Origin of the sequence: Rhodococcus koreensis, assembly GCF_900105905.1 — a bacterium.
In the GTDB taxonomy this organism is placed as follows: Bacteria; Actinomycetota; Actinomycetes; order Mycobacteriales; family Mycobacteriaceae; genus Rhodococcus_F; species Rhodococcus_F koreensis.
In genome coordinates, this window is record NZ_FNSV01000005.1 from 7159324 (window position 1) to 7181269 (window position 21946).

The following is a 21946-nucleotide window of genomic DNA, read 5'->3' on the forward strand; positions in this document are numbered from 1 at the left end:
TCGTGTTGCCGAAAAGTTTCGGTTTCGGGTCGAACTGCGACTCGGGAGTGAGAACGGCACACACCCGTTCTCGCTCGCCGGCCTCAGACTGTTTCGCCGCCGACAACTTCCCGACTCGCTTGCCTCCCAGGATGAATCCGGACACGTTACCCGGGTCGCCGGGCGCAAGAATGGGAGCGCGAATTGGCATTCACACGTAGATCTTTCATGAAGGGCCTCGGGGCCACTGGGGGCGCAGGACTCGCGTACGGCGCGATGTCGACGCTCGGGCTCGCACCGTCGACCGCCGCGCCCGCCCGCACCTTCCAGTCGCTCGCGGCCGGCGACCTCATCGGCAAGGTGAAGGGCAGCCACTCCGTGGTCGTGCTCGGCGGCGGCCCCGCCGGACTGTGTTCGGCATTCGAACTGCAGAAGGCCGGATACACGGTGACGGTCCTCGAGGCCCGCACCCGGCCCGGCGGCCGCGTCTGGACCGCCCGGGGCGGCACCGAGGAGACCGACCTGAACGGCGAGACCCAGAAGTGCACGTTCTCGGACGGCCACTTCTACAACGTCGGCGCCACCCGCATCCCGCAGAGCCACATCACACTCGACTACTGCCGCGAACTCGGCGTCGAGATCCAGGGCTTCGGCAACCAGAACGCCAACACGTTCGTGAACTACGCGAGCGACACGTCCCTGTCGGGACAGTCCGTCACCTACCGGGCGGCGAAGGCCGACACGTTCGGCTACATGTCCGAACTGCTGAAGAAGGCCACCGATCAGGGCGCCCTGGACCAGGTACTGACCCGGGAGGACAAGGACGCGCTGTCGGAATTCCTCAGCGACTTCGGCGACCTGTCCGACGACGGCCGCTACCTCGGATCATCCCGTCGCGGTTACGATTCCGAGCCCGGAGCCGGCCTGAACTTCGGCACCGAAAAGAAGCCGTTCGCGATGCAGGAAGTGATCCGCAGCGGCATCGGCCGCAACTTCAGCTTCGACTTCGGCTACGACCAGGCGATGATGATGTTCACCCCGGTCGGCGGGATGGACCGGATCTACTACGCGTTCCAGGACCGGATCGGCACCGACAACATCGTCTTCGGCGCCGAGGTCACGTCGATGAAGAACGTGTCCGGCGGTGTCACGGTCGAATACACCGCAGGCGGCGCGAAGAAGTCGATCACCGCCGACTACGCGATCTGCACGATCCCGCCGCACCTCGTCGGCCGACTGCAGAACAACCTGCCCGCCGACGTGCTCACCGCGCTGAAGGCGGCGAAACCGTCGTCGTCGGGAAAGCTCGGCATCGAGTACTCGCGCCGGTGGTGGGAGACGGAAGAGCGCATCTACGGCGGCGCGTCCAACACGGACAAGGACATCTCGCAGATCATGTTCCCGTACGACCACTACAACTCCGACCGGGGTGTGGTCGTCGCCTACTACAGCAGCGGCAAGCGGCAGGAGGCGTTCGAGTCGCTCACCCACCGCCAGCGGCTCGCCAAGGCGATCGCGGAGGGCTCGGAGATCCACGGCGAGAAGTACACCCGCGACATCTCCTCGTCGTTCTCGGGGAGCTGGCGCCGCACCAAGTACTCCGAGAGTGCCTGGGCCAACTGGGCGGGCAGCGGCGGCTCGCACGGCGGGGCGGCCACTCCCGAATACGAGAAGCTGCTCGAACCCGTCGACAAGATCTACTTCGCCGGCGACCACCTGTCCAACGCCATCGCCTGGCAACACGGCGCGCTGACATCCGCCCGCGACGTCGTCACCCACATCCACGAGCGCGTCGCCCAGGAAGCCTGACCCATTCCCCCGAACCAGGAGTTGTGCACTGTGAAGTCTTTTCGTACCAAGGCCGTGACCGCCGCACTCGCCGCATCCGCTCTGATCGCCGGGGCGACGTCGTGCTCCTCCGAAGAGGCGGCGGCTGAGGCACCTGGCAGCACGTTCGTCTCCAAGTCCGTTCTCGAAGCCGGGGAGGCGAATCCGATGATCGCGCAGGGTGTCGCGATCGGCGGCGGCACCGCCGTCTACAAATCGAGCGGCATCGGCCCGGGCGCGTCCAACAAGGCCGCACCCGAGGGCACCCCCGAGTCGTACATCGACACCGACGTGTTCTCCGGCGGCGCACTCCCGGCCGGAGTCACCATCACCGAAGCGCAGGGCATCAACGCGCTGAAGCGGATTCGCGACAATCTCGAGGCACAGGGACTGACGCTCGAGGACGTCGTGACCATGCGGGTGTTCCTCGACAACGCCCCCGGCACCGACCGCGCCGACTACGCCGGCTGGAACCGCGCCTACCGGCAGTTCTTCGCGAACACCAACCTCGACACCGGCGACACTGAACTCGTCCCGCTCGGCACCGCCGAACCGGCCGCCCCGATGGAGCGGAACTCCGCACGGCCCAGCCGGTTCGCGCTCGAGGTCGCGAGCCTGCCCGCCGCCGGCTGGCTCGTCGAGGTCGAGGTGGACGCCGTGTACCCCGACGGTGAGGAGCCGCAGTAGTGGGGGCGCTGAGCCCGAGCCACTGGGCGATCATCGCGGTGGTGCTTGTGGTGCTGTTCGGGTCGAAGAAGCTCCCGGACGCCGCCCGCGGCCTGGGACGGTCGATGCGGATCCTCAAGACCGAGGTGGGGGAGTTGCAGGCGGACGCCCCCGAACTGGAGAAATAAACGAAGCGAGCCGGTGGACCCCGCGTCCACCGGCTCGCTCGTTCTCGAGGTGTCAGGCCTTACGCATGTAGGTACGGACCGTCAGCGGTGCCATGATCGCGACGATCACGGCGGCGCCGAGCAGCGACCACACGACGTGCACACCGAAGTGGCCGTCGTTGACGAGTTCCCGCACCGCGGTCACGACGTGCGACACGGGGTTGACGTTCACGAACGCCTGCATCCAGCCCGGCATCGTGTCGGCAGGCACGAACGCGTTGGACATGAACGTCAGCGGGAACAGGATCAGCATCGAAATGCCCTGCACCGAGGACGCTTTGCTCATGAGGACGCCCATCAGCGCGAAGATCCAGCTGATCGAGAAGGCGCAGACGACGACGAGCACACCGGCCGACACCACCCCGACGACGCCGCCGCCCGGCCGGTACCCCATCGCGATACCGACAGTGAACGTGATGGTCGTGGCGATGCCGTACCGCACGACGTCGGCGAGGAGAGCGCCGGACAGCGGCGCGATGCGGGCGATCGGCAGCGACTTGAAGCGGTCGAAGACGCCCTTGTCCATGTCTTCCCGCAACTGGGTGCCGGTCACGATCGACGTGGTGATCACCGTCTGAACCAGGATGCCCGGGATGATGATCGGCAGATACGACGCCACGTCGCCGGAGATGGCGCCACCGAAGATGTACGTGAACATCAACGTGAAGATGATCGGCTGGACGACGACGTCGAACAGTTGCTCCGGGTTGTGCTTGATCTTGAGTAGTCCCCGGTACGCCATGGTCAGCGTGTTGGCGACGGACTGTTCGAGGCTGATCCGGTTCCGGGCCTCCGGAATCGGTTGCGGGCCCGCGTGTGCGCGGGATTCGAGGGCGGTGGTCATGCGACGCTCCGTTCGGTATCGGCGTCGGCGGCAGTGTCTTCTGCGCCGTGGCCGGTGATGGTGAGGAAGACCTCGTCGAGACTCGGCTTCTGGACGGTGATCTCGTCGACGGCGATCCCGTGGTCGCGCAACCGGATCAGGAGTTCCACGGTGAGCGACGGATCGGTCATCGGTGCGGTGAGGCGGCCGATCTCCGGTGTGATCGCCACATCCACGCCGAGGGTGTGTGCGATCACCGAACGCGCGTCGTCGATCTGTCCGCGGTCGGCCAGGGTCAACTGCAGCGATGAGACGCCGACGGACGCCTTCAACTCGTCGGCCGTGCCGTCCGCGATCACCTTCCCGCGGTCGATGACGGCGATCCGATCCGCCAGCTGGTCCGCCTCGTCGAGGTACTGCGTGGTCAGCAGCACCGTCGACCCGTCCGCGACCAGCCGGCGGATGGTGTCCCACATCTGGGCACGAGTCCGCGGGTCCAGGCCCGTCGTCGGCTCGTCGAGGAACAACAGCGGCGGATGGGCGATCAGGCTGGCCGCCAGGTCCAGGCGCCGTCGCATGCCGCCCGAGAAATTCTTCAGCGGCTTCGTCGCCGCCTCGGTGAGGTCGAACTCCTCGAGCAGTTCCGTGCACTTGCGTCGTGCGTCGCCCCGGCTCAGGCCGAGCAACCGGGCGAAGATCACCAGATTCTCGACCGCCGACAGGTCCTCGTCGACGGACGCATACTGGCCCGTGACACCGACCAGCGAGCGCACCGCGTTCGGTTCACGCACCACGTCGTGGCCGAAGATCCGGGCCTCGCCGCCGTCCGGGCGCAACAAGGTCGCAAGCATCCGCACCGTGGTGGTCTTGCCCGCGCCGTTCGGGCCGAGCACTCCGTACACCGACCCGGTCGGCACGGACAGGCTCACGCCGTCGACGGCGCGCTGGCGGCCGAAGAGCTTCACGAGGCCGTCGGCCTCGATGGCTGGGGGAGTTGCAGTGAGGTTCATGCCGTAGACGATGCAGCCCACCCCTTGCAGCGGGCTTGCACGCCTCTTGCTCGGGCTCACGAGGGCTGTTGTCCTGCGGATTCACAGGCATTCGCCGGAATCAGCCGCAATTGCGGGGGCATCTGACGAATCGGTGTGCGGATGTGGAATTCCACAGCCCCTCGGTTATCCACAGGCCGACTGTTTCCCCTGGTCGGAGGCGGCGACCGGCGTCGAGCTCGGGGCACGATGCTCGATATGAGAGCACAGGACCTGATCTTTCGCCGTCATGCACTGGCCGACGGAATGACCGACCCGGAACTGCGTCGCGCCAGGACGACGGGACAACTGGTTTCCGTGGCTGCGGGCGCCTACCTGGACAGCGGCCACTCGGCTGCACTGGACCCGGTTGGGATGCACCGCGCACGGGTCGCGGCGGCCGTGGTGGCGCACGGTGGTGGGATCGTGGTCAGCCATGCGTCCGCCGCCGTCCTCCACGGACTCGACGTCGGTGCGGTGACGTCGCTCGCCCGGACCGTGGCGGACGTTGCGCGTTCGGAATTTCTGGACGAGGCCGTCGTGATCGGCGACTCCGCCCTGCGCCGCGGCGTCGTGTCGATCGACGATGTCCGGGCGGTACTGGACCGTCACGGCCGGCGGAAAGGCATCGGGGCGGCGCGACGCGCGGTGGCACTGTTCGATGGACGCAGCGAGAGTCCCGGCGAGTCGCTCAGCCGAATCAGGATGCGCGAATGCGGGATGCCGGCGCCCGATCTGCAGCACGAAGTCCGCACCTGCGGTGGCGCGTTCGTCGGCCGCGTCGACTTCTCTGGGAGCGCTGGGGAGTAGTCGGCGAGTTCGACGGCATGGGCAAGTACCGATTCGGCTCCGGGCAGGCGGGCGACATCGTGGCGAGGGAGAAGTTGCGGGAGGACGCGATACGGGACACGGGCCTCGAGGTGATCAGGTGGGTGTGGGCGGACCTCGGACGGTTCGACGCCGTGAAGGCGCGATTCGAGCGAGCGTGTGCCCGCTCCCGGCGCCGATGAGCCGTCGCTTCCCACCGAATTGCCGGAAGCACACGCAATTGCGCGGGAATCCGACGAATCGGTGTGCAACTCCGCGCGCACGGGCGAACCTGCTAGCCGAACCGCGCTTCCAGCGCGCGCCGGTCGACCTTGCCGGGACCGCGGAGGGGGAGGGCGTCGACGAGGTGGAGTTCGCGGGGGGCGGCGGTGGAGTCGAGGGCGCGTTCGACGAAGGTGCGGAGTTCGGCGAGTGTCGGTGCGGTGCCGGGTTCGGCGACGACGACGGCGGCGACGCGGCGTCCCAGTCGTTCGTCGGGGAGTCCGATCACCGCGCATTCCCGGACCGCGGGGTGCGCGACGAGGGCCGCCTCGACCACCTGCGGGACGACGGTGAGACCGCCGGTGGAGATGGCCTCGTCGAGTCTGCCGGAGATGGCGAGGACGCCGTCGGTGACGGTGCCGGCGTCGTCGGTGCGGAACCAGCCGGGCTCCGCGAACGCCGGATGGTCGGGAAGTCCGCGGTACCCGGAGGCCAGCATGGGGCCGCCGAGGAGGACGCGGCCGTCGCCGTCGATTCGCACGCGGGCGCCGTCGAGGGGCACCCCGTCGTACACGCACCCACCGCACGTCTCGCTCATTCCATACGTGCGGACGACGGTGATCCCGGCGTCGACGGCGCGTCGCAGGACCGGGGCGGGGGTGGCGGCGCCACCGAGGAGGACGGCGTCGAGCGCGGCCAGCGACGTCACGGCTTCGGGGTGGTCGAGCGCCTTGACCAGCTGGGTCGGGACGAGCGAGGTGTAGCGGCGGGGTCCGGACATCGACTCGACGGCGTTCGGCAGCGCGCCGGGGTCGAAGCCGTCGGACACGTCGATCACCACTGGGTCGGACCCTGCGAGGACACTGCGCAGCAACACCTGCATGCCCGCGATGTGGTGGGCGGGAAGGGTCAGCAGCCAGGCGCCCGGGCCGCCGAGCCGCGCGTGCGTCGCCTCACCGCTGGCACGGAGGGCAGCCGCGGACAGCATCGCACCCTTCGGCACGCCCGTCGTCCCGGACGTCGCGACCACGAGTGCGACACCGTCGTCGATCGGGTCCCCGGGCCGCAGTGCGTCCGTCAGCCGCCGGGTCTCCCTCTCGTCCGCGGCGGGCACGGGAAGCGCGGCGGGCGCGGTCCCGTCCAGGATCGCCGACAGTTGCGGCAGGATGCCGAGAGCCCCGGCACCAGGTGGGACGGGCAGGACCCGCAATTCGCTCACTGGGCTGGCCCGGCAAGCGGCCATCGCATCACTGGGCCGGCCCGGCAAGCGGCCAGCCGCCTGCAGCGAGGTTGCTGCGCACCCGGTCGACGTCCGATTCCAGCGGCAACTCGTCGGTGACCTTCGTGATGAGCACCTGGATGTCGGTCTTCTCGATGGGCAGGTCGCCCTCCTCGACGAGGGCGTCGGCGACGGCATCCACCTCGTCTTCCGACAGGCGGCGGGTGAGCAGCGCGAACAACGGAATGTAGTCCTGCTCGGGCACGCCGTTCGGGTAGCCGGCACGCAGCCAGCCGATGATGGAGGAGAGAAACGGTGGAAGGCTCATGGCTAGCCTGCGTCGCGGGTTTCTTCCGTGTCGCCGGTGTCGTCGCCGCTCTCGGCGTCGGTACCGACCGGCCAGCCCCCGGCCTCGAGGTTCTCCGTCACCCGGGCAACGTCCTCCTCGGACGGTTCCTCGTGGGTGATCTCGCTGATGAGGCGTCGGATGTTGTCGTAGTCGACGTGGCGTTGCGGTGTCTCGTGGGCGGTTTCGATCGACAGCGCGACGACCTGTTCGATCTCCTCGTCGGTGAGACGGCGACGCAGCACGGCCAGCAACGCGAAATGGTCCTTCGCCGGGACTCCCTCGGGGTACCCGGCGCGTAGCCAGTCGAGCACGGAGCTAAGTGAGTTCTTGGGCACGCGTTCGGCCTCTTTCGTCGATGGAACGGGGACTCGTGGTCGCCGCTCAGAAGATGTGGATACCGAAGCTGCTGGCCAGGAAGTCCTTCATCAACAGAAGTATCCCAGTGATGATCGCGATCAGCACCACGGCGAAGCAGGCACAGGCGCCGATCCGGCCTGCGACGGTCGGCTGCGAGGTGCCCTCGGCGGTGTCCGCGCCGCCGAGCGACCGCAGTCCGAGCGCGAAGATCGCGGGCAGACCGGCGCCGAACAGCAGACCGACGAGGACGACCTGCCAGAGCGATTGAACGGTGGTGGTAAGCAGTGTCATGGGAGCCCCCTCAGCGGTTCGCGGCGGGACCGGCGGAGTCCGCGGTCTCGGCCACTTCCGGTTCGGTGGGTTCGGCGGGAGCGGCGGCGTCGCCGGACTCCCACTCGGCGTTCACGTTGCCGGACGTCACCGGTTGCAGGCGGGAGCGCAGGTACATGAACCCGGCGAGCAGGATCAGGGCGGCGAACACGACCAGAACGCCTGGCAGACCGCCGATCAGGTGGGCGATGACCCAGCACACCGCGCCGACGATCGCCGCCGACGGCAGCGTGACCAGCCACGCGACGGCCATGCGTCCGGCGATGCCCCAGCGGACCTCGGCGCCCTTGCGTCCGAGTCCGGTGCCGAGGATGGATCCGGTCGCGACGTGGGTGGTGGACAGCGGCAGTCCGAGGTGGCTGGAGGTGAGGATGATGGCGGCGGACGAGGACTCCGCGGCCATGCCCTGCGGAGCGGCGATCTCCACGAGTCCCTTGCCGAGGGTGCGGATGATGCGCCAGCCACCGAGGTACGTCCCGAGGGCGATGGCGATCGCGCAACTGAGCTTCACCCAGAACGGCATCTCGTCGTCGGCGGACAGGCTTCCGTGCGCGACCAGTGCGAGGAAGATCACGCCCATCGTCTTCTGGGCGTCGTTGGTTCCGTGGGCCAGCGACACGAGGGAAGCGGAACCGATCTGGCCGATGCGGAACCCGTGCTCCTTGGTGTCCTCCCGGACGCCCGAGGTGATCCGGTAGACCAGCTTGGTGCCCGCGGTGGCGACCAGCGCCGCGACCACGGGGGCGAGAACGGCGGGAACGACGACCTTGCTGAGCACCCCACCCCACTCGACACCGCTCATGCCGATGGACGCGATGGCCGCACCGATCAGACCGCCGAACAGTGCGTGCGAAGAGCTGGACGGCAGGCCGAGCAGCCACGTCGCCAGATTCCAGATGATGCCGCCGACCAGGCCCGCGAACACGATGAGCAGCAGATCCTCGCCGCCCACTTCTCCCAGGTTCACCACGCCCTTCGCGACTGTCGCCGCAACCTCCACGGACAGGAACGCGCCGACGAGATTCAACGATGCGGAGAGCGCGACAGCGACCTTGGGTCGCAGAGCTCCCGTCGCGATCGAGGTGGCCATTGCATTGCCGGTGTCGTGAAATCCGTTCGTGAAATCGAAAGCGAGGGCGGTGACGACTACCACCAGGAGAACTACGAGCTCTGCGGTCACACCCAGATTGTGCGGATTTCAACTGAAAAAGTACAGCTGACGTCAGGTGTACAGAATCACTCCTGCGTATGGCCTTTCGTCAGTTCTGACTCTTCGGGCGGGTGTCGCGGCGGATGGGGTGATCCTCCGGAACCTGCACCAGCACGATCGGGATGCCGTCGGGGTCCGCGATCCACATCTCGAACAGCCCCCACGGTTCCTGCCGGGCCTCCCGGTCGATCTTCACCCCCGCGAGGACCAGCTCGGTCTGGACCGCGGTGAGGTCACGAACCTGCAGCCAGAGGGCGCCGTCGAAGGACGTCGACTCACCCGTTCCGCCGTGCGCGGCAACCTCGATCAGGCCCTGACCGGCGAAGAACACGGTGCCCCCCGGGTATTCGCGGGCGGTGGCCAGCCCGAGGATGTCGCGGTAGAAGCTCAGCGTCGTCGCGTAGTCGCGCGGCCGCAGAATCGTCCTGCTGCTGAGGATTTCCACCCGTCACCCTCCTTCGCCGGGGCGGGCTTCGTGTCCCGTCCGGCCGTGTGTGCGTCGATCTTCCTTCATCTCTGCCTCGAACAGGTGCCGCCGTCCGTCCGCGAGTTCGTGACGTGCGCCACGTTCGTGCTCGCGCAGCGGCGACCAGTACTGGTCGTCGAACTCCTCGACGATCTGGAATGTCCACCGGCCCTCGACGACGTTTCGGCCGACGAGCTCGGACTGCACCCGGTCCGCGACGTCGGTGTGACCCGCGTCCCGCAGTGCGTCGACGGCCTCACCGAGCTGGAGATCGGCGTGGCCGATCAGCTGATGGAACGAGTAGAGGTGGCCGCGGGCGCGTTCGACTGTTTCGAGGGCCTCGGACAGCTTCCCGAGCGCGGCGACGGTGTCGTCACTCACTCCGGGCGGACGGCGATGTTCCGGCGCGGGGAGCTCGCGGTCGATGCTCATGTGGGTCAGTGTGCCCGAATCGGGCACGCCGCGCCCCCTCTCCTGCCGACGCGGCGAATCCGGGCGCGTAATTCACCCTCCGAGGGTCTACTCCCACGCGCTCGCCCGGTGCTGGACTGGATTGACGGCTGTGGACGACGAGGGGATTGGGCCATGAGTTCGAGCGTGACAGGGAAGCCGATACCGGGTGGCGAGTCGTTACCGTTCCCGCCGACGCCGTCGGGAAGCATCGCGGGCCGGACCATGCAGGAGTCGGTGTACAGCCCGAGTCCCAAGGAGCGGCGCCTCCACGACGACGCCCCGAACATTCTGATCGTCCTCATCGACGACGCCGGGCCGGGCCTGCCGAGCGGGCTCGGAGGTGAGGTGAACACCCCGACACTCGACGCGATGCTGCAGGACGGTGTCGGCTACAACCGATTCCATACGACCGCAATGTGTTCACCGACCCGTGCGTCGCTGCTGACCGGGCGCAACCATCACCGCGTCGGGAACGGGCAGATCGCGGAGCTGGCCAACGACTGGGACGGCTACTCCGGCCACATCCCGCGGTCGAGCGCGACGGGGGCCGAGGTGCTGCGCCAGTACGGCTACAGCACCGCCGCATTCGGGAAATGGCACAACACTCCCGCCGAGGAGACCACCGCAGCAGGTCCGTTCGACAACTGGCCGACCGGTCTCGGGTTCGAGTACTTCTACGGCTTCCTCGCCGGCGAGGCGTCGCAGTACGAACCGAACCTGGTGCGGAACACGACGGTGGTGCTGCCCCCGAAGACCCCGGAGCAGGGCTATCACCTCAGCGAGGATCTCGCGGACGACGCGATCGGCTGGCTGCGCAGGCACAAGGCGTTCGAGGCGGACAAGCCGTTCTTCATGTACTGGGCCAGCGGCTGCCTGCACGGACCGCACCACATCATGAAGCCGTGGGCCGACAAGTACGCCGGGAAGTTCGACGACGGCTGGGACGCGTACCGGGAGCGGGTCTTCGCGAGGGCGAAGGAGAAGGGCTGGATTCCCCCCGAGGCGGAGCTGACCGACCGCGACCCGACCATGGCGGCGTGGGACGACATTCCCGAGGACGAGAAACCGTTCCAGCGCCGGCTGATGGAGGTGGCCGCCGGATACGCCGAGCACTGTGACGTCCAGGTGGGCAGGCTGTTCGACGAACTGGACCGCCTGGGGTACCGGGACGACACCCTGGTCCTGTACATCTGGGGCGACAACGGTTCGTCCGGTGAGGGCCAGAACGGCACGATCAGTGAACTGTTGGCGCAGAACGGCATCCCGACCACACCGGCGCAGCACATCGCAGCGCTCGAGGAGCTCGGTGGCCTCGACGTCCTGGGGTCGCCGAAGACCGACAACATGTATCACGCGGGCTGGGCGTGGGCGGGCAGCGCACCGTACAAGGGGATGAAACTGCTGGCCTCCCATCTCGGTGGCACCCGCAACCCGATGGTCGCCCGGTGGCCGGCGAAGGTGGCACCGGACCCGGCACCCCGCACGCATTTCCTGCACTGCAACGACGTGATGCCGACGCTGTTCGACATCGTCGGGATCACTCCGCCGCGGACGGTGAACGGTGTTCCGCAGGACCCGATCGACGGCGCCGGCTTCGCGCAGACTCTCGTCGACCGCGATGCCTCCGGAGGGAAGCTCACCCAGTACTTCGAGATCATGGGCAGCCGGGCGATCTACCACGACGGCTGGATGGCGTCCGCGTTCGGGCCGCGCGCACCCTGGGCGGCGGGTATGCCGGGCGGCATCCGCGACTGGAGTCCGGACGACGACGTGTGGGAGCTCTACAACCTGGACGAGGACTGGACCCAGAACCGGGATCTCGCCGAGCAGCATCCGGAGAAGTTGGCGCAACTGCGGGAACTGTTCGTGATCGAGGCGGCGAAGAACAATGCGCTCCCCGTCGGTGGCGGGCTGTGGGTGGTCGCACTGCATCCCGAGCAGCGGATCACGACGCCGTACACGAGCTGGGAGTTCTCCGGCGACACGATCCGCATGCCCGAGTTCTGCGCTCCCGGTCTGGGCAACAAGAACAACCGGGTCACCCTCGACCTCACCGCGCCGGAGAGCCCGAGCGGAGTGCTGTACGCACTGGGGAGCAACGCGGGCGGGCTGACGTGCTTCGTCGACGACGGCTACCTCTGTTACGAATACAACCTGTTCATCCTGATGCGGACGAAGATTCGTTCGACCGTGCCGCTCCCGCCGGGCACGCGAAAGGTGGAGGTCACGGAATTCGTGGAGGCGAGGCCCGGTGGCCCGCTGAACGTGAAGCTCTGCGTCGACGGCAGTGTCGTCGGGGAGGGGCAGGTGCCGGTGAGTGTGCCGTTGCTGTTCACAGCCAACGACTGCCTCGACGTCGGCACCTGCCTCGGTTCCCCGGTGTCGCTGGACTACTACGACCGGGCGCCGTTCCCGTTCAACGGCACGATCGACCGCATGTCGGTCGAGTACATATAGCTACAGGTCGCGTCAGAAGTACCAGGGGTACGGCTTCCAGTCGGGTTCGCGCTTTTCGAGGAAGGAGTCGCGGCCCTCGACCGCCTCGTCGGTCATGTACGCCATTCGGGTTGCCTCGCCCGCGAACAATTGCTGCCCGACGAGGCCGTCGTCCTGCAGGTTGAACGCGTATTTGAGCATGCGCTGCGCCTGCGGGGACTTGCCGTTGATCTTGGTGGCCCAGTCGATCGCGACGTCCTCGAGTTCGGCGTGGTCGACGACCTTGTTGACGGCGCCCATCTGATGCATTTCCTCCGCGGTGTACGTCTCGCCGAGGAAGAAGATTTCGCGGGCGAACTTCTGGCCGACCATCTTGGCGAGGTAGGCGCTGCCGTAGCCGCCGTCGAAGCTGCCGACGTCGGCGTCGGTCTGCTTGAACCGGGCGTGTTCGCGGCTGGCGAGCGTCAGGTCGCACACGACGTGCAGGCTGTGACCGCCGCCCGCGGCCCAGCCGTTGACGAGGCAGATGACGACTTTCGGCATGAACCGGATCAGCCGCTGGACCTCGAGGATGTGGAGTCGTCCGGCGCGGGCCTTGTCGACGGTGTCCGCGGTTTCGCCTTCCGCATACTGGTATCCGCTGCGCCCGCGGATGCGCTGGTCGCCGCCGGAGCAGAACGCCCAGCCTTCGTCCTTGGGGCTCGGACCGTTGCCGGTGAGCAGCACGGCACCCACGTCGGACGTCATCCGGGCGTGGTCGAGCGCCCGGTACAACTCGTCGACGGTGTGCGGGCGGAAGGCGTTGCGTACTTCGGGACGGTCGAACGCCACCCGGACGATTCCCTGGGTGACATGCCGGTGGTACGTGATGTCGGTCAGGTTCTCGAAACCGGGAACCGGTCGCCAGTGCTGCGGGTTGAAAGTCACGGCTCCGAGGTTATCGGGTGCCGTTGGCGGGTGTCCGCGCGCGCAGGAGTTTGCCCGGGTTTACCGTGCAGGTATGAGCGAACAGGCTGCGGACGTCACCCGTCTCGATTACGACGGCGACGACGAGTACGAGCACCACGGCGGGTTCCCCAAGTACGAGCCGGTGACGCCCGGTCCCGACTGGGCCCGGTTCGTCGACGGAATGCGCACGCTGCAGGACCTCGCGGTGTCCGTGGACGCCCCGGACGACGTGCTCGCCGCGGCCGCGGACCAGGTGGAGAAACTGGCCGAACTGCTCGGGCCGCACGTCGCGCCCGAGGGGCGGTCGCCGGCGGGCCGCACGATCGAACTGCCCGGCAGGGGGAGTCTCCTTCTGCCGCCGTGGAACATCGAGAAGTTCGGGCCCGACGGGGTGCGAAGCACCGGAATGTTCCGCCGCTACCACCTCGGGGGGAACGGCGCCGCGCACGGCGGCACGCTGCCGCTGCTGTTCGACGACCTGATGGGCATGATCGTCCACGCGTACGGCCGGCCCATCAGCCGCACCGCGTACCTGCACGTCGACTACCGCGCGATCACACCGCTGAACACCACGCTCGCCATCGAAGGCAAGGTGGACCGCGTCGACGGGCGCAAGACGTACATCACCGCCCGGATGACACACGGTGAGACGCTCCTCGCCGAATGCGAGGCGCTCATGCTGGTGCTCCTGCCCGGGCAGCCCTGACCCGTGACGTCCCTGCCCTCCGTCGGGGAGGTTCTGGCCGACGCGGTCGTGGTGAGTCTGCCCATGCGCGTGCGGTTCCGCGGCATCACGACGCGAGAAGCATTGCTGCTGCGCGGTCCCGCGGGATGGGGCGAGTTCGCACCGTTTCCCGAATACGCGGACGACGAGGCGGCGCACTGGTTGCAGTCGGCGATCGAGGATGCCTGGCTCGGACCGCCGCCCGCGGTGCGAACGCGGGTGCCGATCAACGCGACCGTCCCCGCCGTCGACGCCGCCCGGGTGCCCGACGTGCTCGCGCGGTACCCCGGTGCACGGACCGCGAAAGTGAAAGTGGCCGAAGGCGGTCAGACCCTCGACGACGACGTCGCGCGGGTGCGGGCGGTCCGCGCGCTCGTCCCGAACGTGCGCGTCGACGCCAACGGCGGCTGGTCGGTCGACGAGGCCGAGGCCGCGCTGCGAGCACTGACCGCCGACGGTCCGCTCGAATACGCCGAGCAGCCGTGCGCGAGCGTGCCCGAGCTGGTGGAGGTCCGCAGGCGGATGCCCGACGTGCGGGTGGCCGCCGACGAGAGCATCCGGCGGGCCGAGGATCCGCTGAAGGTCGTGCGGGCAGGCGGCGCGGACGTGGCCGTCGTGAAGGTCGCCCCGCTCGGCGGGATGCGGCGACTGCTGTCGCTCGCCGACGAGTTGTCCTCGCACGGTGTGCCGGTGGTCGTGTCGAGCGCCCTGGACACCGCCGTCGGCATCGCTGCCGGTGTCGCAGCCGCCGCGGCCCTCCCCGAATTGCAGTTCGCTTGCGGTCTCGGTACCGGGGGACTGTTCGAGGCGGACGTGGCCCGCGCCCGCGAACCCGTCGACGGTGAACTCGCCGTCGAGGCGGTGGCACCCGACGTCGAACGCGTCACGGCTCTCGCCGCGTCCGCGGAGCGTTCACGCTGGTGGATCGAGCGGGCACGCCGGTGCCATGGCCTGCTCGAACAACGCGGCGTCCGGTTTTTCGTATAGTGTCTGGCCGGACCTGATCGCTCAGTCAATACGGAGGCATTGAAAGTGGTTGCAGCTCTGAACGAAACCCTGCTCGACGAGTCGCGCGTTCCTGCGGTCGTCGCAGACGTCCAGGCTCTCATCGACGCGGAGGTTTCGGACAAGTCGGGGGCCTCGGGACTGGCACTCAAGGGTGGATACGGCGCCGTCAAGAAGGTGGGACCGTCGATCGTGCCGGACGCCATCGAGGGTCTGCTGCCGGCGTTCGTCACCAAGCTCGAACCGTACTGGCAGTCGTTCACCGCCAGCGGTGAGGCCGGATTCTCCGAGTACCTGGTCGCACGTAGCGACGAGGTCGCGGACTCGCTGCTCGGTGTGACCGACGAGCGCATCGAGGGCAGCGACCGCGGCGCTGTCAAGAAGGTGTACTCGTCGCTGCGCCCGTCGGCGAAGAAGAATGTGATCGAGGCACTTCCGCGTCTGGGCGCTCTCGTCCAGAAGCACGCCAACTGAGAACCCAGGTGAGTGGCAAAGCGTGCCCCGGCACTCTTTGCCACTCACCTGTGGTCAGTTGGCCGCGTGACCGAAGCGCCAATACCCGGTGAACGAAATGTTCGACTTCGGGATGCGGCGCTCGTTCACCAGGTGGCGCCGCAACGCCGTCGTCAGCTCGCTCTCGCCTGCGACGAACGTGTAGGAGGGCCCGGCGGGCAATTCCGCCTGCTTCACCGTGTTCAGTGCGAGCACCCCCGGGCGGGCGTCGGCGTCCTCGCGGACCAGCCAGTGCACGTTCACGCCGTCACCCACCGAAACGTCCTGAGCGTCTTCGGCATCGGGAATCTCGACGAACACCTCGGCCCGCAGGTCCTGTGGTGCCGAACGCAGGATCCCGACGATTGCGGGAAGCGCGCTCTCGTCCCCGACGAGCAGCTGCCACTCGGCGTCCGGAGTCGGGTTGTAGATCAGGCCCTCGTCGAGGATCGCCACCTCGTCACCGGCCGCCGCCGCGCTCGCCCACGCCGACGCGGGACCGAGGTCGCCGTGCGAGGCGAAGTCGATGTCGATCTCGGTGGTGTCGCCGAACGCTCCCGACCCTGCGACGCGGAGTTCGCGGACCGTGTAGTTGCGCACTACCGGCCGGGTGTCCTTGGACATCAGCTTGTACTGGGCGTACCAGAGGTTGCTCGCGCTGGTCGGTAGCCGCAGGGTGCTCTGACCCTGCTGGGGGATGAACATCCGGAACCACTGGTCGAAGCCCATGGGGCTGACGGAGTCGAGTTCCTCACCCGCGATGGTGACGCGGACGAAGTTCGGGCTGATCTGCTTGCCTGCGACCACTCGTGCGGACGCGATCCGGCGACTCTGAGGTTTGACGAACTTGCTGCGCTGGGCCATGTCGGTGGTAGCTCCCCCGGTTGCGGTGCGATTATCAGGTAAGCCTAACCAATTGATCCGTCACTCGGGGCGGTGCGGGCGGTCCAGCATCACGACCCTCGGCGGCAGACCCCACTCGTTGCGGCCGAGGCGGCTGAGCGGGGCGAGTTCGGTGAAGTCCGGAAGCCCGTCGTCGGCGAGCGCCTCGGGACGCACCGCGATCGTGACGACGTCGCCCATCACCACGAACGAGTCGCCGACCGGGGTCACCCCGTGCAGGGTGCATTCGATGGCGACCGGCGAACCCGCGACCCGGACCGGCCGGACCCGCTCGCTGGGCTCGGTCTCGATGCCCAGCGCGGCGAACTCGTCGACATCACTGCCGTAGGTGGCGGAACTGGCGTTGACGGCCGCCACCAGGGGCTCCGTCGCCAGGTTGATCACGAACTCACCCGTCGCCTCGATGTTCCGGAGGCTGTCCTTGCGGGTGACGGACGTGAACTGCACCACCGGCGGCTGCGTGCTGGACACCGAGAAGAAGCTGTACGGGGCCAGGTTGGCCACCCCGTCCGCCGAGACCGTGGACACCCACGCGATCGGTCGCGGCACCACCGAGGCGGTCAGCACCTGGTAGATGCGGCGTGGAGGTAGCTCGGCGGGATCGAAGAGAGTGCGCATGCCCACATGGTGTCAGCGCCCGGAATGTGGCCGTGAACTCACCCGGCCAGGTCGCCGGACGGGGGTGCCGGAGTATCTGACACTCTTGATGGCGTGAACCCGTCCACTGCTCAAGCCACCGCGGTCGTCGACGAACTGGTCCGCGGGGGAGTACGCGAGGTCGTGCTCTGCCCGGGTTCGCGGAATGCGCCGCTGGCGTTCGCCCTGCAGGCCGCCGACCTCCAGGGCCGACTGCGTCTGCACATGCGCATCGACGAGCGCACCGCGGGATTCCTCGCGCTCGGCCTGGCCGTGGCAGGCAAGCGTCCCGTTCCGATCGTCATGACGTCCGGCACCGCGGTCGCCAATCTCGGTCCCGCCGTCCTCGAGGCCAACTACGCCCGGGTGCCGCTCGTGGTGCTCAGCGCCAACCGCCCGTACGAGATGCTCGGCACCGGCGCCAACCAGACCATCGAGCAACTCGGCCTGTTCGGAAGCCAGGTGCGCGCGACCGTCAGCCTCGGCCTGGCCGAGGACGACGCGCAGAACAGCCAGTGGCGTTCGGCGGTCTGCCGGGTCCTCGCCGCCGCGCGCGGCACGAGGTCGGGCAACGCCGGACCCGTGCACTTCGACATCCCGCTCCGGGAACCGCTCGTCCCCGACGTGCACGCGCAGGGCCCGGTCCCGCAGGGACGGCCGGGTGGGGCGGCGTGGACCACCACCCAGCACGCGACGCTCGACGTGGCGATGGACCTCGACATCACCGCGGACACCATCGTGATCTCCGGGCACGGATCGGCGCTTCGGCCGGAACTCGCCGGCCTTCCGACGGTCGCCGAGCCGACCGCGCCCCTGCACGGCATCCCGGTGCATCCGATGGCGCTGCCCCAGCTCAAGCCGCGGCAGGCCGTCATCACCGGACGCCCCACCCTGCACCGGTCCGTGTCGAAGGTCCTCGCCGATCCGGCGGTGGCCGTCTACGCGCTCACCACCGGCCCCCGCTGGCCCGACGTGTCCGGGAACGTGCTGGCCACCGGAACCCGCGCGGTGGTGACCGGTGAACCCGACCGGGCCTGGATCAACAGGTGCCGCACGCTGTCCGAACACACCGACAAAGCGGTGCGCGCGCAACTCGCCGCCCACCCGAAGGCGACGGGCCTCCATGTGGCGGCCGCCGTCATGGACGCCCTCACCGACGGCGACCAGTTGCTGCTCGGCGCGTCCAACCCTGTCCGGGACGCCGCACTGGTCAGCTATCCGGCGCCGAAGGTCCGGGTGCTGTCCAACCGGGGTGTCGCCGGGATCGACGGCACCGTGTCCGCCGCCGTCGGGGCGGCGCTCGCCTACGAGGAGGGACGCACGGTGGCCCTGCTCGGCGACCTCACGTTCCTGCACGACGCGTCCGGGCTGCTCATCGGCTCGGGCGAACCGCGGCCCCGGGACCTGACGATCGTCGTCGCCAACGACGACGGCGGTGGCATCTTCGAATTGCTCGAACAGGGCGATCCGCAGTACGCCGGGGTGTTCGAGCGGGTCTTCGGCACTCCTCACGGGATGGATCTCGCCGCACTCTGCGCCGCCTACCGGGTGGAGCATCACCTGGTGGGGGTGGGTGAGCTGTCGACGCGGCTGAGCACGCCCGACGCGCCCGGCGACCGCGGAATCCGGGTGCTCGAGGTGACCACCGAACGTTCCGGGCTGCGCGAACTGCACGCCGCGGTGCGGGCACAACTGTGAATGCGCGGGTGACGCGGCGGGTCCGGCGCGGGGTGCTGGTGGCGGCGATCGGCATCTCGATCCTGGCCGTGCTCCTCGTCCTCGCCGCCTGGCGCAACGACCACACCATTCAATCCGATCGCGGCGTGGCCACGGCGGAGGTGCTGTCGGCGGGATCGTTGCGGTCGGCCATCAGCTTCGTCACCCCGGACGGCGTGACGCACAACCCCGAACTCGGTGTGTTGTACCCGACCAACCTCACGGTGGGTCAGCGGATCGACGTCGAGTACGCGCGCAGCGACCCCGACCTGGTGCGCGTGTCCGGGCGCGACGCCAGCGTGGCCGTGATCCCCGCCGGTTCGCTGATCGTGGTGACGTGGCTGATCGCGGGACCGGTGCTCTGGTATCTCCGGCGCCGCGAGATCTCGGCGGAGTCCGCGCCGGCAGTGTCATCCTGAATTTCCCGGAACTTCGCGCGACAGTCACGTCGATCTCGCTGCTGTGACCACGAGCACTGCCACGCTGAGCGCGTGAGAGTAGCCATCGTCGCGGAATCGTTTCTTCCCAACATGAACGGTGTGACCAACTCGGTGCTGCGGGTTCTCGACCATCTGCAGCGCACCGGACACCAGGCGATGGTCGTCGCCCCGGACACGGTCGGATCGCAGGCACCGGCGCCGACCGAACACGACGGTGTGCCCGTCCACCGGGTGCCCGCGGTGATGGTCCCCAAGGTCAGTTCGCTCCCGGTGGGTCTGCCGCAGCCCGGACTCACCGCCGCGCTGCGGTCGTTCGACCCCGACGTCGTGCACCTGGCGTCGCCGTTCCTCCTCGGGGCGGGCGGGCTCGGTGCGGCGCACCGGCTCGACGTCCCCACGGTCGCGGTGTACCAGACGGACGTGGCGGGGTTCGCCGAAAGCTACGGCCTCGGCATCACCAGCCGGGCGGCGTGGGCCTGGACGCGGCGCATCCACCGGGGCTGCACGCGCACCCTCGCGCCGTCCACGTCGGCGGTCGAGGCCCTGGCCGAGCAGCGGATTCCGAGGGTCCACCGCTGGGCGCGCGGTGTGGAGACCACTCGATTCGCGCCGTCCCGCCGCAGCACCGGACTGCGGGACTCCTGGCTGGGCGGCTCCGACCGGCTGGTCGTCGGTTTCGTGGGCAGGCTCGCACCCGAGAAGCACGTCGAGCGGCTGGCCGCGCTGGCGGGCGACCAGCGGGTCCGGCTGGTGATCGTCGGCGACGGTCCCGAGCGGAGCCGCTTGCAGCGGTTGATGCCCGACGCGGTCTTCACCGGCCAACTCGGTGGTGCGGAGCTCGCCGAGGCGTACGCGAGCCTGGACGTCTTCGTCCATCCCGGCGAGCACGAGACGTTCTGCCAGGCGGTGCAGGAAGCGCTCTCCAGCGGGGTGCCGGTGATCGGACCGGACGCCGGTGGACCCCGCGATCTGGTCGCGCACTGCCGCAACGGCTATCTGCTGCCGGTCGACCGGTTCGGCGAACTGCTGCCGAGTGCCGTCGACGCGCTGCGGGACCGTCGCATGCGGGCCCGCTTCGGGGAGGCCGCCCGGCAGTCGGTGCTGCACCGCACGTGGCCCGCGATCTGCGACGAGCTGCTGGGCCACTATGTGGCGGTCGCAGGCGGTCAGGGCTTTCGCGAAACCCGAGCCGCCTGACCGGCGGCTCGGCGTCGGCGGGGAATTCGAGCGACCGGCTCGTCGTTGCCCGGGGTATGGCGAAGTACAAGACTGTCAATCCCGCGACCGGTGAAACCGTCCGGGAATTCGAGACCTTGGACGATGTGGGAGTGGAGTCGGCGCTCGCACGCGCCCACAGCGGATACCTGAGCTGGCGGACGACCCCCGCCGAGGAACGAGCCCGCATTCTGGGCCGGACCGCGGACCTCTACGCCGAGCGCGAGGACGAACTGGCGCGGATGATCGCGCTCGAGATGGGCAAGCCCGTCCGGGAGGCCAAAGGCGAGGTCAAACTCTCCTCGGCGATCTACCGCTACTACGCCGACAACGGCCCCGCACTGCTGGAGGCGGAACGGCTCGACGTGCCCGGCGCCGACGAATCCGTGGTCTACCGCAGGCCGATCGGTGCGCTCGTCGGTGTGATGCCGTGGAACTACCCGTACTACCAGGTCGCGCGCTTCGCGGCACCGAACCTCGTGCTCGGCAACACCGTGCTGCTCAAGCACGCCCCGAACTGTCCGCAGTCGGCGCTGCTGATGGAGGAGATCTTCCGGCAGGCCGGCCTCCCGGAGGACGCGTACGTCAACGTGTTCGCCACAAACGAGCAGATCGCCGACATGATCGCGGATCCGCGCGTCCAGGGCGTCTCCCTCACCGGCAGTGAACGGGCCGGGATCAGCGTCGCCGAGACGGCGGGCCGCAACCTCAAGAAGGTCGTCCTCGAACTCGGCGGTTCCGACGTGTTCGTCGTCCTCGACACCGAGGACATGGACGCCACCGTCAAGACGGCGACCCGGGCCCGCCTGTCCAACGCCGGCCAGGCCTGCAACTCGCCGAAGCGGTTCATCGTGACGGAACCGAACTACGACGAGTTCGTCGCGAAACTCGCCGAGTCGTTCAAGGCCACACCGACGGGCGATCCGCTCGACGCCAAGACCGTCCTCGGGCCGCTGTCCTCGCAGACCGCCGCGGATTCCCTGATCGAGCAGATCGAGGACGCCGTCGCCAAGGGCGCGACGCTCCTCGCGGGCGGGAAGAAGATCGACGGTCCCGGCTCGTACGTCGAACCGACGCTGCTCGTCGACGTGACCCCCGAGATGCGCGCATACAGCGAGGAACTGTTCGGGCCGGTCGGCGTCGTCTACAAGGTAGCCACCGCCGACGAGGCCGTCGAACTCGCCAACTCCTCCGCCTACGGTCTCAGCGGTTCGGTGTGGAGCAGCGACCTCGACGGTGCCCGCGAGGTGGCCGACCGGCTCGACGTCGGGATGGCGTACGTCAACGAGCACGGCACGACGCTCCCCGGTTTGCCGTTCGGCGGCGTCAAACGCTCCGGCGTCGGCCGTGAACTCGGTCCGTGGGGGATGGACGAGTTCGTCAACAAGAAGCTGGTCCGCGTCTCGAAGAAGTGACCGCCGCGCCACCGTGCCCGGCGCCGACGCCGGCGCCGGGCACGGTTGGTAGC

23 protein-coding genes and 1 pseudogene are annotated in these 21946 nt (G+C 68.6%); 12 read left to right on the forward strand and 12 right to left on the reverse strand.

Translation table 11 applies throughout. The features are described from left to right. The first annotated feature begins 207 nt into the window (after positions 1-207). From BLV94_RS37130 to tatA, 3 genes are read left to right on the forward strand one after another with little or no spacing between them, the layout of a single operon-like run. The gene (locus BLV94_RS37130) at positions 208-1788 is read left to right on the forward strand and encodes a flavin monoamine oxidase family protein (RefSeq protein ID WP_072939955.1); all 1581 of its coding nucleotides are present in this window, start codon (positions 208-210) and stop codon (positions 1786-1788) included. Positions 1789-1818: 30 nt separating this feature from the next. Further along, positions 1819-2493, forward strand: coding sequence for a Rid family hydrolase (locus BLV94_RS37135; protein WP_072939958.1), 675 nt, complete (start codon positions 1819-1821; stop codon positions 2491-2493). Then, positions 2493-2660 (forward strand): Sec-independent protein translocase subunit TatA, encoded by a 168-nt coding sequence (gene tatA, locus BLV94_RS37140; protein ID WP_005252050.1) that lies wholly within the window; start codon positions 2493-2495, stop codon positions 2658-2660. The genes BLV94_RS37135 and tatA overlap by 1 nt, the downstream gene beginning before the upstream one ends. A gap of 52 nt (positions 2661-2712) precedes the next feature. On the opposite strand, the gene BLV94_RS37145 is transcribed toward tatA, so the two are convergent. After that, positions 2713-3543: an ABC transporter permease gene (locus tag BLV94_RS37145; RefSeq protein WP_072939961.1), complete on the reverse strand. Its 831-nt coding sequence runs from the start codon at positions 3541-3543 to the stop codon at positions 2713-2715. Next, complete coding sequence (locus tag BLV94_RS37150; RefSeq protein WP_072940429.1) at positions 3540-4532, reverse strand: ATP-binding cassette domain-containing protein; 993 nt, start codon at positions 4530-4532, stop codon at positions 3540-3542. Before BLV94_RS37150 ends, BLV94_RS37145 begins: the two co-directional genes overlap by 4 nt. A gap of 237 nt (positions 4533-4769) precedes the next feature. On the opposite strand from BLV94_RS37150, the pseudogene BLV94_RS37155 reads away from it, so the two are divergent. Then, positions 4770-5560: pseudogene (locus BLV94_RS37155) on the forward strand (hypothetical protein). Positions 5561-5652: 92 nt separating this feature from the next. Here the strand turns inward: BLV94_RS37155 and menE are convergent. From menE to BLV94_RS37190, 7 genes are all read right to left on the reverse strand, one after another. After that, entirely contained in the window at positions 5653-6798 is a 1146-nt protein-coding gene (menE, locus tag BLV94_RS37160; RefSeq protein WP_072939964.1) for an o-succinylbenzoate--CoA ligase, read from the reverse strand. Between the two features lie 28 nt (positions 6799-6826). Next, entirely contained in the window at positions 6827-7126 is a 300-nt protein-coding gene (locus BLV94_RS37165; protein ID WP_005252058.1) for a DUF3349 domain-containing protein, read from the reverse strand. A gap of 2 nt (positions 7127-7128) precedes the next feature. Continuing rightward, on the reverse strand, positions 7129-7482 hold the full coding sequence (locus BLV94_RS37170) for a DUF3349 domain-containing protein (protein ID WP_072939967.1): 354 nt from the start codon (positions 7480-7482) through the stop codon (positions 7129-7131). A gap of 46 nt (positions 7483-7528) precedes the next feature. Further along, on the reverse strand, positions 7529-7795 hold the full coding sequence (locus tag BLV94_RS37175; RefSeq protein ID WP_072939970.1) for a hypothetical protein: 267 nt from the start codon (positions 7793-7795) through the stop codon (positions 7529-7531). A 10-nt stretch (positions 7796-7805) separates the two neighbouring features. Next, a complete protein-coding gene (locus tag BLV94_RS37180; protein ID WP_072939972.1) occupies positions 7806-9014 on the reverse strand; it encodes an inorganic phosphate transporter in 1209 nt (402 codons plus the stop codon). A gap of 79 nt (positions 9015-9093) precedes the next feature. Further along, positions 9094-9489: a VOC family protein gene (locus BLV94_RS37185; protein ID WP_072939974.1), complete on the reverse strand. Its 396-nt coding sequence runs from the start codon at positions 9487-9489 to the stop codon at positions 9094-9096. 3 nt (positions 9490-9492) lie between these two features. Further along, positions 9493-9942, reverse strand: coding sequence for a hypothetical protein (locus tag BLV94_RS37190; protein WP_072940431.1), 450 nt, complete (start codon positions 9940-9942; stop codon positions 9493-9495). A gap of 153 nt (positions 9943-10095) precedes the next feature. Here BLV94_RS37190 and BLV94_RS37195 point away from each other — a divergent pair, with 153 nt between their 5' ends. Beyond that, positions 10096-12420, forward strand: a complete 2325-nt coding sequence (locus tag BLV94_RS37195; RefSeq protein ID WP_072939977.1) for an arylsulfatase — start codon at positions 10096-10098, stop codon at positions 12418-12420. A 12-nt stretch (positions 12421-12432) separates the two neighbouring features. Here BLV94_RS37195 and BLV94_RS37200 read toward each other — a convergent pair whose 3' ends face one another. Further along, positions 12433-13326 (reverse strand): 1,4-dihydroxy-2-naphthoyl-CoA synthase, encoded by an 894-nt coding sequence (locus BLV94_RS37200; RefSeq protein WP_072939980.1) that lies wholly within the window; start codon positions 13324-13326, stop codon positions 12433-12435. Between the two features lie 73 nt (positions 13327-13399). Here BLV94_RS37200 and BLV94_RS37205 point away from each other — a divergent pair, with 73 nt between their 5' ends. From BLV94_RS37205 to BLV94_RS37215, 3 genes are read left to right on the forward strand one after another with little or no spacing between them, the layout of a single operon-like run. Then, a complete protein-coding gene (locus BLV94_RS37205; RefSeq protein WP_072939983.1) occupies positions 13400-14053 on the forward strand; it encodes a PaaI family thioesterase in 654 nt (217 codons plus the stop codon). A gap of 3 nt (positions 14054-14056) precedes the next feature. Next, the gene (locus BLV94_RS37210; protein ID WP_072939986.1) at positions 14057-15058 is read left to right on the forward strand and encodes an o-succinylbenzoate synthase; all 1002 of its coding nucleotides are present in this window, start codon (positions 14057-14059) and stop codon (positions 15056-15058) included. Positions 15059-15103: 45 nt separating this feature from the next. Next, complete coding sequence (locus BLV94_RS37215; protein WP_072939989.1) at positions 15104-15550, forward strand: DUF6918 family protein; 447 nt, start codon at positions 15104-15106, stop codon at positions 15548-15550. A gap of 54 nt (positions 15551-15604) precedes the next feature. Here the strand turns inward: BLV94_RS37215 and BLV94_RS37220 are convergent, their stop codons facing one another. Together BLV94_RS37220 and BLV94_RS37225 are read right to left on the reverse strand one after the other, a co-directional pair. Then, on the reverse strand, positions 15605-16432 hold the full coding sequence (locus BLV94_RS37220; protein ID WP_072939992.1) for a siderophore-interacting protein: 828 nt from the start codon (positions 16430-16432) through the stop codon (positions 15605-15607). A 60-nt stretch (positions 16433-16492) separates the two neighbouring features. Continuing rightward, positions 16493-17089 (reverse strand): flavin reductase family protein, encoded by a 597-nt coding sequence (locus BLV94_RS37225; RefSeq protein ID WP_072939994.1) that lies wholly within the window; start codon positions 17087-17089, stop codon positions 16493-16495. A 93-nt stretch (positions 17090-17182) separates the two neighbouring features. On the opposite strand from BLV94_RS37225, the gene menD reads away from it, so the two are divergent. From menD to BLV94_RS37245, 4 genes are all read left to right on the forward strand, one after another. Beyond that, a complete protein-coding gene (menD, locus tag BLV94_RS37230; protein ID WP_072939996.1) occupies positions 17183-18805 on the forward strand; it encodes a 2-succinyl-5-enolpyruvyl-6-hydroxy-3-cyclohexene-1-carboxylic-acid synthase in 1623 nt (540 codons plus the stop codon). After that, the gene (locus BLV94_RS37235) at positions 18802-19242 is read left to right on the forward strand and encodes a DUF3592 domain-containing protein (protein ID WP_072939998.1); all 441 of its coding nucleotides are present in this window, start codon (positions 18802-18804) and stop codon (positions 19240-19242) included. The genes menD and BLV94_RS37235 overlap by 4 nt, the downstream gene beginning before the upstream one ends. A gap of 72 nt (positions 19243-19314) precedes the next feature. Then, complete coding sequence (locus BLV94_RS37240) at positions 19315-20460, forward strand: glycosyltransferase family 4 protein (protein ID WP_206013061.1); 1146 nt, start codon at positions 19315-19317, stop codon at positions 20458-20460. A 56-nt stretch (positions 20461-20516) separates the two neighbouring features. Next, positions 20517-21893 carry an NAD-dependent succinate-semialdehyde dehydrogenase gene (locus BLV94_RS37245; RefSeq protein ID WP_072940002.1) on the forward strand — a complete coding sequence of 459 codons (1377 nt, stop codon included), beginning with the start codon at positions 20517-20519 and terminating at the stop codon, positions 21891-21893. Positions 21894-21946 lie beyond the last annotated feature (53 nt).

Bases quoted from the DNA above. Each gene is read 5' to 3' on its own strand.
- BLV94_RS37130 (WP_072939955.1), top strand. From the start codon at position 208: ATGAAGGGCCTCGGGGCCACTGGGGGCGCAGGACTCGCGTACGGCGCG.
- BLV94_RS37145 (WP_072939961.1), bottom strand. From the start codon at position 3,543: ATGACCACCGCCCTCGAATCCCGCGCACACGCGGGCCCGCAACCGATT.
- BLV94_RS37150 (WP_072940429.1), bottom strand. From the start codon at position 4,532: ATGAACCTCACTGCAACTCCCCCAGCCATCGAGGCCGACGGCCTCGTG.
- BLV94_RS37165 (WP_005252058.1), bottom strand. From the start codon at position 7,126: ATGAGCCTTCCACCGTTTCTCTCCTCCATCATCGGCTGGCTGCGTGCC.
- BLV94_RS37175 (WP_072939970.1), bottom strand. From the start codon at position 7,795: ATGACACTGCTTACCACCACCGTTCAATCGCTCTGGCAGGTCGTCCTC.
- BLV94_RS37190 (WP_072940431.1), bottom strand. From the start codon at position 9,942: ATGAGCATCGACCGCGAGCTCCCCGCGCCGGAACATCGCCGTCCGCCC.
- BLV94_RS37195 (WP_072939977.1), top strand. From the start codon at position 10,096: ATGAGTTCGAGCGTGACAGGGAAGCCGATACCGGGTGGCGAGTCGTTA.
- BLV94_RS37205 (WP_072939983.1), top strand. From the start codon at position 13,400: ATGAGCGAACAGGCTGCGGACGTCACCCGTCTCGATTACGACGGCGAC.
- BLV94_RS37220 (WP_072939992.1), bottom strand. From the start codon at position 16,432: ATGGCCCAGCGCAGCAAGTTCGTCAAACCTCAGAGTCGCCGGATCGCG.
- BLV94_RS37225 (WP_072939994.1), bottom strand. From the start codon at position 17,089: ATGCGCACTCTCTTCGATCCCGCCGAGCTACCTCCACGCCGCATCTAC.
- BLV94_RS37245 (WP_072940002.1), top strand. From the start codon at position 20,517: ATGGCGAAGTACAAGACTGTCAATCCCGCGACCGGTGAAACCGTCCGG.